Source organism: Oscillibacter sp., assembly GCF_028693505.1.
Classification (GTDB): Bacteria; Bacillota; Clostridia; order Oscillospirales; family Oscillospiraceae; genus Oscillibacter.
Genome location: NZ_JAQUVF010000026.1, coordinates 22328 through 31670, shown reverse-complemented (window position 1 = coordinate 31670; position 9343 = coordinate 22328). Strand labels below are relative to the sequence as shown.

The window sequence follows — 9343 nt, the reverse complement described above, 5'->3', positions numbered from 1 at the left end:
CTGGATGAGCTGAGCTATCTCAGTTTTAACAAATACGAGTCGGATTTGTTGTTTAAAGTGCTCTCAGATAGGAGCGAACGTACAAGTACGATTGTGACAACAAACCTTCCATTTTCAAAATGGACAGGTCATTATGTTCCGGGCCCACAGAAACCCCTACGACAGAGGCCTTGATCTGCTGGGGGTGAAGATTGTAGAGCTGGGCTATCCGAACAACATCGACGTTGTGACCGAGGAAGGTCTTGAAAACGCGATTACGGACAAAACCGTAGGCTTGCTGTATCTGCCCAGTACCAACGGCGGCTGGGTTCCTCCCGGGGCTTTAGAGTTGGACAAGACCATTGCCATCTGCAAAAAGCACGATATTCCCGTGGTGGTGGATGCCGCCGCACAGCTCCCCCCCAAGTCGAATCTCTGGCACTTTACTACGGAAATGGGCGCCAGCGCGGTTACGTTCAGCGGCGGAAAAGACATCAAGGGCCCTCAGACCACAGGTCTGGTCCTGGGCAAAAAGGACCTTCTAAGCTGGGTGAACCAGAACAATTTCCCCAACTACGGAATCGGCCGCATGAACAAGGTGGGACGGGAAGAGCTCGCAGGCATCTATGTCGCGCTCAAGCAGTATGTAGAGCACGACGAAGCGCAGCGTCTTGCCGACGCGGAGGAAATGGTGGCGTCCTTTGTGGATGCCTTTGATACCTCCGACGCGTTCCACTTTGAGCGCACCTTCCCCAACGAAGCGGGCCAGCCGCTTCCGAGAGCAAAGCTCATCATTACCAAAGCGGGACTTGCTCCCGAGGAGATTCGGGAGAGGCTCTTAAACCTGCCGGCCCCGATTTTCTCCATGGTGGAAAACGGCCATCTTTATGTAAACCCCTATACCATCCATGCGCAGGAAGCCGCCTATATTTTGGGCGTCTATAAAGACATCCAACAAAAAGGAGAAAATTTGACTATGATTTCCATCCCTGAAGGCGCGGTGCAGCATACCACGGCAGGCCCCTACTCCCCGGTTTTGGAGGTCTCCGGTTTCAAAAAGCTGGTGGTGATCTCCGGTCAGGCCCCTCTGGACCTGGAGGGGAAGCTGATTGGCGATACGATAGAGGAGCAGACCATCAAGACTCTGGAAAACTGCAAGGCCCAGCTCGCAAAGGCCGGCTGTACGTTTGAAAATGTCTTTAAGGTCAACGCCTATATGAAGGACACCGCCGATTGGCCCAGATTCAACGCCGTCTACCGGGAGCATATGGCGCAGCCGTTCCCCGTCCGCACGGCAGTGGGTGTTTCTCTGCTGGAAAATTTCAAAATTGAAATTGAGATGTGGGCTGCTATCTGAGCGTTTTCCAAAAACGCAATCGCACGGAGCGGAGCGTTGGCCCAGTTTCCGTTGAGTTGATAAGAGAAGCGACCCTGGCGGTGGAAATTCTTCCGTATGTGCGCTGAAACAACTCTTATATCTGTATGCAGGCGGCCGAAAGGCAATTCTTTCGACCGCCGCTTTTTCAAAAACAGCGGCAAGTCCAGCTTTTACGCCGAAACACCTTGCTACTTGAATTTTCTGTATATTCTGGTAATATAAAATTGTGAAGTAGCATCAAAAAAAGCAAAACGGAGAAGAGTTGATAAAGTAATGGCAAAAGCGAAGGCAAGCAAAGCGGAAGACGTATACAGCTACATCAAAAAACAGATCCTTTCCGGAAAATGGAAGGAAGGGGATCGGCTGAACGATTCTGAGCTGGCGGAAGAGATTGGCGTCAGCACCCTTTCGGTAAGAGAAGCGCTCTTTCGTCTCATGGAATCGGGCATTATCTCGAAGGAGCACTGGAAGGGCTACTTTGTAAAAGAGATTACCGGCAAAACCGTTTCGGATCTTGTTCAAATCAGAATCGCATTGGAATCCTACGCAATGCGGAATTTTGTGCAGGAATGCACTTCCGAGCAAATTGACATGCTTCAGGAAATCCTGGAAAAGTCAACCCGTTATCTGGACAACAATGACTTTTTAAACTATTTGGCGGTGGACTACTCCTTCCATGAAACGATCTACCGGCATCAGCATAACAGCTATATTATCAGAGCTTTAGATAATCTCCAACTGTCCATTCACTTTGTGCGTAAAAAGTCTATGGGCCCGATGGAGACCTTTGCAGAGATCGCACGAAGCTCTATTCAGTGGCATCAAAAAATGTTTAACGCGATCAAGGCGAAAAATGCTGACGACGCGGTTTCCCTGCTCGTCCAGCATCTTTCCGAGCATCAGTCGGAGGCTCAACGATTTTTGACCTAAGATACGGCGTCTATATCAAATAAAAAGCCTCCGTTTTCTGGTGCATCCATATAAATGCAGCTCAAACAGCGGAAACCAAAAAAATTATTGGAGAGATGGAAATGCCCGTATGGCGTAATGATGACGAACTTTTCTCCCTCATGAAGGAAAAGCTCTATACCCCCGTGGTAGGCGACATTTTGGACATGATGGGCTATACCCACCAGTTCCTGCCATCAGAGATCAGCCCGCTCAGGGACGAAATGAAATTGGCCGGCAGAGCCTGCACAATTTTGGAGCACGATGTTTACGCGCCCCAGAAAAAGGCCTTTGGTTATTTGACGGAAGCGCTGGATCAGCTTCAGAAAAACGACGTCTATATTGCCACCGGCGCCCATAACAGCGCATTATGGGGAGAGCTTCTTACCGCCACCGCCAAAACCCGCGGCGCTGTCGGCGCGGTGATTGACGGATATACCCGGGACACGCCTCAGGTGCTTGCCCAAAATTTCCCTGTGTTTGCAAGGGCGCGTTGGGCGCAGGACTCCTCTATCCGCACCAATGTGGTGGATTTCAGATGCCCCATTGAAATCGGCGCTGTGACCATTCAGGATGGGGATCTTGTCTTTGGCGACATGGACGGCGTTCTTATCGTCCCACAGCTTGCTGTGAACGAATGCATTGAACGGGCACTGGAAAAGGCCAGCGGCGAAAAAGTGGTCCGTCAGGCAATTGAACATGGCATGAGCGCCACGGATGCCTTTAAAAAGTTCGGCATTCTTTAAAGCGAATGTGCCAGTCCGCATAAAAAGAGCGGCGCCAGCAGGCGCCGCTCTTTTTATTCTGATTTCAGGACGCTCTGGGGACCACTCCCGAAAAGACAAACCAGCCCCGCGCGTCACGGCAGGCGCCGGTGAACGTGTCACGCAGCTCCCAGGCGGTGACGTCGGTATACAGCGGCGCCAGCACGTAATCCGTCAGCAGCAGCTCCTCCGCGTCGTGGAGACAGCCCATGCGGGCCATACCATCCTCCGCCCCGGCAATAATGGACATCAATGTGTCATACGCGCTATTGGCATAGCCGGTCACATTGTCCTGATTCCCCGACGTCCACCGCATCAAAAAGCACTCCGCATCGTTGCCCACCGCTTCCACCTCCGCGCCGGCGATGCTATATGTGCCCCCGCGCAGGGCCGCCCAGAATTCCTGCTTTGTGACGCCCCGGGGCGTTACGGAGACCCGCAGCACCGTTCCCCATTGCTGGCACAGCGCCTTTGCCACTTTGGCATTGCCGTCCCCTTCGATATAGAGGTACTCCAGCGCGCCCAGATCCGCCCCGCTGTCATATCCGGCCTGCTCCAAAAGCGCACGCGCCTGGGCGCAGTTTTCCTCGTAGCGGGCCGGGTCATTGTCCAGCAGCGGCGAATCCGCCGTACGGAAGTCCTCTTTTTCGCTCTCCGGCACGCCCGGCGGCACCAGACCCTCCGCGCCATTGGCCCCAACGCCCGCCGTCTCGGCCAGCGCATTGCGGTCAATGGCCAGCGACAGCGCCTGCCGAAGCGTCACGTCCTGCACGGTATCGCAGTTGAAAAGGACGCTGTACGTCCCCAGCTTGGGAATACCGGTCCAGGTTTCATCTGCCGCCAGCTCCTCCATGCGCGATTGCGGCAAGGGCCAAACGGCGTCCACCGTCTTTCCCTGGTAGAGCTGCCACGCCTCGTCCGCCGTGTCGGCAAAGCGGAACGCCAGCTCCTTAGGACCTGCCTGCGTGCCGTAATACCGCTCGCAGGCCACGGTCTCCAAAAGCGCCCCCGATTCGTATTTCTCCGCCCGGTAAGGCCCGTTGGTCACCAGTGCCGTGGGATCGGACCACCAGCGGGCGGGTTGGGCGTCCTCGTCCTGCGCCGCCGCAATCTTTTTTTCCTCCGCAGCGGCCTTCAACTGCTTGACAATATCCTGCCGCAGCGGCATAGTAGCAGGAGAGGTGCACACTTCCCGCAAGAACCAGTCATAGTTGCCGCTGAGCACCACCACCAGTGTGCTGTCGTTCTTTGCGCTCACCTGCATCTGCTCCATATCGCCGGAGGCGCGGGCCTCGTCGTACCCCTTCACCACCGACAAAAGCTCGGCATAGGGGGACTGACTGTCCGGATTCGCCAGCCGTCTCCAGGCATAGACAAAGTCTTTCGCCTGCACGCTGCGCCCGTCGGACCACTTGGCGCTGCGCAGCTTAAACGTATAAGTCACGCTGCCGTCGTAGTTGGCCTCCTGGGTGACATTCTTGGCCATGCCGTTGGTCACGGTGGCCTTGCCGGACACATCCACGCTCAGGCGCATCAGGTTTTCATAGAGATGCTCCAAAATCGTCTGATCGCTGATCTCTTCGGCATAGATGGGGTCCAGTGTCACCGGCGCGGCTCCCACGCACACGGACAGAGATACCCCATCCGCCGCCCCTGCGCCGGTACACCCTCCCAACAGGGAAACGCACAGCAGGGCCGCCAATGTCAGCCCAGTCAGCCGTCTCCAAGGTTTCATGCAATCGCTCCCTTCCTCGGAGTAAAAAACAGGTGCCGCAAAAGGCAGCACCCCGGATTTCATATGAAATCAGCCGCAGCGCGGTTGATTGACCAGTCATTATTATAAAGAATATTCCCCCCATTGTAAAGCTGCGGGGCCAAGAAAGTAACAAAAAATAACAAAAATTAAAGATTCGTTCACAACTCTGCCCCAGCGGCAGCGCGGTTTTCCGCTTTCCGCGGGGCCCTCACGGGTGCGGCCAACAAAAAGAGGGGACCGGGTGTCCCCCGATCCCCTCTTCTTATGATTCCTCAACAGTCAGCTTGCCGCTCTCGTCAAACCGCACGGGTATAATCTCATTGCGGGTCTTTTGTGCAATGTCGTCAATGCGCATTTTGGAGGGATAGTCGGCGATCAGACTGACCGCCACGCCCTGCCGCTTGGCCCGGCCGGTTCTGCCGATCCGGTGCACGTAGTCCTGATTCTCATCCGGCACGTCACAGTTGACCACGATATCCACATCATCCACATCAATGCCGCGGGCCGCCACATCCGTTGCCACAAACACCCGCAGCTCGCCCCGGCGGAACTGGTCCATGACCTGCTCCCGCTTTTTCTGGGGAATATCTCCGTGGATGCACTCGGCGTCAATGCCGCGCATTTGAAGGAACTTGGTAATGCGCTCCGTGGCGCCCTTGGTATTGCAAAACGCCATGCAGCGCTCAAATCCGGTTTCCGTCAGGATGCGGGCAATGGCGTCCGCCTTCTCGTTTTGAGAGATCTCCATGCGGAACTGCTTGATGTCCGGCTTGTTCTGCTCATCCTCCCGCACGGTGATCTCCGCCGCGTCCCGCTGGTAGACCCACGCGATGTCCATGACCTCCCGGGAGATGGTGGCGGAGAACATGCCCAGATTCTTCCGTTTATCCATACGGTCCAGCAGGCGGGTCACGTCATGGATAAAGCCCATGTCCAGCATCCGGTCCGCCTCGTCCAGCACGACGGTCTGCGCCGTATCCACCCGCACCGTCCGGCGCTTCATATGGTCGGAGAGCCTGCCCGGCGTGGCCACCACGATCTGGGGCCGCTTTTTCAGGCTGTCGATCTGCTTTCCGATGGGCTGGCCGCCATACAGGCACACGCTGCGAACGCCGGCCTTGTAGGCGGCGATATCGCGCAGCTCCCCGGTGATCTGAATGGCCAGCTCCCGGGTAGGCGCCAAAATGACCGCCTGCACGCTTTCATCCGCAGGGTCCACATGCTCCACAATGGGAATTCCGTAAGCAAACGTTTTTCCGGTTCCCGTGGGGGCCTTTGCAATGACGTCCTGCCAGTTCATCATGGGCGGGATGCATCCCGTTTGAACGGGTGTGGACCACTCGATTTTGCGCTCCTCTATGGCACGCATGACTTCCGGTGACAGTCCCAAACTGTCGAACCGGACCCCTTCCGTATATTCCATAACACATTTCCTTTTCTTTTTACAGGTAATCCTATTATACCCGCTATCTTTCCACTTGTAAAGCGCACCCCTGCGCCCATTCCACCGGGAAGTGCCAGTTTTTCTTAAAAAGAGTTGAATTCAATTTAGTTTTTCCGGAAGTTACAAATTTTCTAACAAAACTGATAAGAATTGTGCTGGCAATTGTAGTAAAATTGTGTATTGCGCCAACGACGGTTTCTTTTTTTATGCTAAATTATGAGCAGAATCAGACAGTGCATATACGGGAGGGATCACCGTGGGAGAAATGGGCTATGTTCGCATTTTGCGTGATTTGCGGGAGGACGCCGACAAGACACAGGCACAGGTGGCTGAAATTTTGGGAACTTCTCAAACAATGTATGCACGCTACGAACGCGGGGCAAACGAATTGCCCATCCACCATCTGATTACACTCAGTGAGTATTACGGCGTGAGCACCGACTATTTGCTGGGGCTTCGGAAAGAGCGGTAAGGACGGGACAGGGAAATATCTGCCTCTTCTCATGCAGGAAAAGCGGCTTTTCATTTTTTGCCGCCCCGGCGGCAAACTCTGTGAGACTTTTTCAACAAACCGAGCGGGACCCGGGCCATTTGGCCCGGGTCCCGCTTTTTTTCAAAAGGAACTGCGCTTCCTGTTTTACCGGTGGGGCACGTGCCAGATATCGTCCGCATACTGGGACACCGCCCGGTCGGCGGCAAAAATCCCGCTGGCGGCAATGTTTTGAAGGCTCATGCGGTTCCACTGGGCGCCCGCATCATAGGCAGTCGCCATGCGCCGTTCCGCCTGCGCGTAGGACTCAAAATCCGCCAGCAGCAAATATTCGTCCGCCGCACTTCCGCCGGTGCCGAACAGCAGCCGCTGATACAGGTCCTCATACCCCACGCCGTCCCGGAAGCCGGTGCGCAGCGCGTCCAGACAGCGGTGCAGCGTCTCGTCCCGGCTGTACAGGCGCTGGGGCACATACCCCTCCCGCTGGAGCTGGGCGACCTCTTCCGCCCGCAGGCCGAACAGGAACATGTTCTCATCGCCAAGCACCTCATGCATCTCCACATTGGCGCCGTCCAGCGTGCCAACCGTCAGCGCGCCGTTCATCATGAATTTCATGTTGCCGGTGCCGCTGGCCTCCTTGCCGGCTGTGGAAATCTGCTGGCTCACCTCGCTGGCGGGCATCAGCTTTTCTGCAAGAGAGACGCGGTAGTTCTCCAAAAACACCACTTGCAGCTTGTCGCGGCAGATGGGATCGTGGTCGATCTGATCGGCAAGCGAGTTGATGAGGCGGATAATCCGCTTGGCCACGGCATAGCCCGGCGCCGCCTTAGCCCCGAAGAGGAAGGTGTGGGGCTGGGTGACGGCGTTGGGGTCCTCCTGCAATTTCTGATAGAGCGCAATGATATGCAGCACGTTCAAAAGCTGGCGCTTATACTCGTGGAGGCGCTTTACCTGCACGTCAAAAATGGCGTCCGGGTTCAAAAGCACGCCCTGTGTCTTTTTCACGTAGGCCGCAAATTTTTCCTTGTTCCGGCGCTTGATGGCAGCGAGCTGCTCCAGCACCGCGGCGTCGTCGGAAAAGGCCCCCAGCTTTTGCAGCGCCATGGGCTGAATCAGATAGTCCTGACCGCCGGTCAAGTCGCAGATCAGCGCGTCCAGCTCGGGGTTGATCTCACTGAGCCAGCGGCGGTGATCGATACCGTTGGTGACGTTGCGGAATTTCCACGGCTCCATCCCGTAGGCGTCGCGGAACACATCTCGGCGCAGAATGTCGGAGTGCAGCGCGCTGACGCCGTTGACCGCCATCCCGCCGGCGATGCACAAATTGGCCATGCGGACCTCGCCGCCCCAGATGATCGCCATGCGCTGGGTTTTGGCATCGTCGTGGTAAAATTCCTCCACCCGCCGCTGCCAGCGGCTTGCAATCTCCTGAATGATCTGGTAGATCCGGGGCAGCAGCTGCTGCATCAGCGCCTGGGGCCAGCGCTCCAGCGCTTCCGACAGGACGGTGTGGTTCGTATACGCCACGGACTGCACCGTGATGTTCCACGCCTCTTCCCAGTTCATCCCGGCCTCGTCGATGAAAATCCGCATCAGCTCCGGAATCACCAGCGCGGGGTGGGTGTCGTTGATCTGGATCACATTTTTCTCATGGAAGTTCTTGAGCGTCCCGTAGGTATCCAGATGCCGGGTGGCAATGGACTGCACCGTGGCGGAGACAAAGAAGTACTGCTGCTTAAGACGCAGGGACTTCCCCTCGTAGTGGTTATCCTCCGGGTAGAGGACCTTGGCGATGGTCTCCGCCATGGCCTCTTCCTCGGCCGCCTTCAAATACTCCCCCCGGGAGAACAGCGACATATCCACCGGCTTGGTCGCTCGGGCGTCCCACAAGCGCAGCGTATTGACGTGCTTGGTGCCGTAGCCCGCCACCACCATATCGCAGGGAATGGCCAGAACGGTGGTCGCGTTTTCATTGACGATGTGCAGGTGCCCCTCATTCCAAAACTCCCGGATCGTGCCGCCAAAGCGCACCGTCTGCGCCTCTTCTGGCTTGGGCAGCAGCCACGCAGCGCCCAGATTTTTCCAGTCGTCCGGCAGCTCCACCTGCTGCCCCTCCACAATTTTCTGGCGGAAGATGCCCAGCTCATAGCAGATGGAATAGCCGGTGGCGGGAATTTCCAGCGTCGTCATGGAATCCAGATAGCAGGCGGCCAGACGGCCAAGACCGCCGTTGCCAAGTCCCGCGTCCGGTTCGATCTCAAAAATGTCGGCGGCTTTAAAGCCCAGATGCTCCAGCGCCTCTCTCAGCTGCGGCAGCAGATGCAGGTTGTAGGCGTTTTTCATCAGGCTGCGGCCCATCAAAAACTCCAGCGACAGGTAGTGGACCTGCTTTTTGTGCTGCTTGCGGGTCTCTCTGCCGCTCTCCACGCCGCGCTTGGCCATCACATCCCGCAATACCAAAGCGCTGGCCTTCATCATCTCCTGGTCGTTGGCTTCCTCCGGCGCTTTGCCAAAATTCAGCGCCAGCTTGGCGGTCAGGGCCTCTTCCAGTGTTTTTGTGGTAAATGGTTTCGTCATGAATCTC

At 56.3% G+C, this 9343-nt stretch carries 8 protein-coding genes; 5 read left to right on the top strand and 3 right to left on the bottom strand.

Annotated elements, in window-relative coordinates; all coding sequences use genetic code 11:
• The 4 genes from PHI30_RS08525 to PHI30_RS08510 all read left to right on the top strand — a co-directional run bounded on the left by PHI30_RS08525 (window position 1) and on the right by PHI30_RS08510 (window position 3051).
• Window positions 1-174, top strand: a complete 174-nt coding sequence (locus PHI30_RS08525; RefSeq protein WP_367186364.1) for an ATP-binding protein — start codon at window positions 1-3, stop codon at window positions 172-174.
• Complete coding sequence (locus PHI30_RS08520) at window positions 134-1336, top strand: Rid family hydrolase (RefSeq protein WP_300026569.1); 1203 nt, start codon at window positions 134-136, stop codon at window positions 1334-1336. The genes PHI30_RS08525 and PHI30_RS08520 overlap by 41 nt, the downstream gene beginning before the upstream one ends.
• Window positions 1337-1630: 294 nt before the next feature.
• The gene (locus PHI30_RS08515; protein ID WP_300026567.1) at window positions 1631-2287 is read left to right on the top strand and encodes a GntR family transcriptional regulator; all 657 of its coding nucleotides are present in this window, start codon (window positions 1631-1633) and stop codon (window positions 2285-2287) included.
• Between the two features lie 101 nt (window positions 2288-2388).
• Window positions 2389-3051, top strand: coding sequence for an RraA family protein (locus PHI30_RS08510; protein WP_300026565.1), 663 nt, complete (start codon window positions 2389-2391; stop codon window positions 3049-3051).
• Between the two features lie 64 nt (window positions 3052-3115).
• Here PHI30_RS08510 and PHI30_RS08505 read toward each other — a convergent pair whose 3' ends face one another.
• Both PHI30_RS08505 and PHI30_RS08500 read right to left on the bottom strand, forming a co-directional pair.
• Window positions 3116-4804, bottom strand: coding sequence for a peptide ABC transporter substrate-binding protein (locus PHI30_RS08505; RefSeq protein WP_300026564.1), 1689 nt, complete (start codon window positions 4802-4804; stop codon window positions 3116-3118).
• A 283-nt stretch (window positions 4805-5087) separates the two neighbouring features.
• Window positions 5088-6248 carry a DEAD/DEAH box helicase gene (locus PHI30_RS08500; RefSeq protein WP_300026562.1) on the bottom strand — a complete coding sequence of 387 codons (1161 nt, stop codon included), beginning with the start codon at window positions 6246-6248 and terminating at the stop codon, window positions 5088-5090.
• 286 nt (window positions 6249-6534) lie between these two features.
• On the opposite strand from PHI30_RS08500, the gene PHI30_RS08495 reads away from it, so the two are divergent.
• Window positions 6535-6741 carry a helix-turn-helix transcriptional regulator gene (locus PHI30_RS08495; protein ID WP_300026573.1) on the top strand — a complete coding sequence of 69 codons (207 nt, stop codon included), beginning with the start codon at window positions 6535-6537 and terminating at the stop codon, window positions 6739-6741.
• Window positions 6742-6906: 165 nt separating this feature from the next.
• Here PHI30_RS08495 and PHI30_RS08490 read toward each other — a convergent pair whose 3' ends face one another.
• On the bottom strand, window positions 6907-9336 hold the full coding sequence (locus PHI30_RS08490; RefSeq protein ID WP_300026560.1) for a glycogen/starch/alpha-glucan phosphorylase: 2430 nt from the start codon (window positions 9334-9336) through the stop codon (window positions 6907-6909).
• Window positions 9337-9343 lie beyond the last annotated feature (7 nt).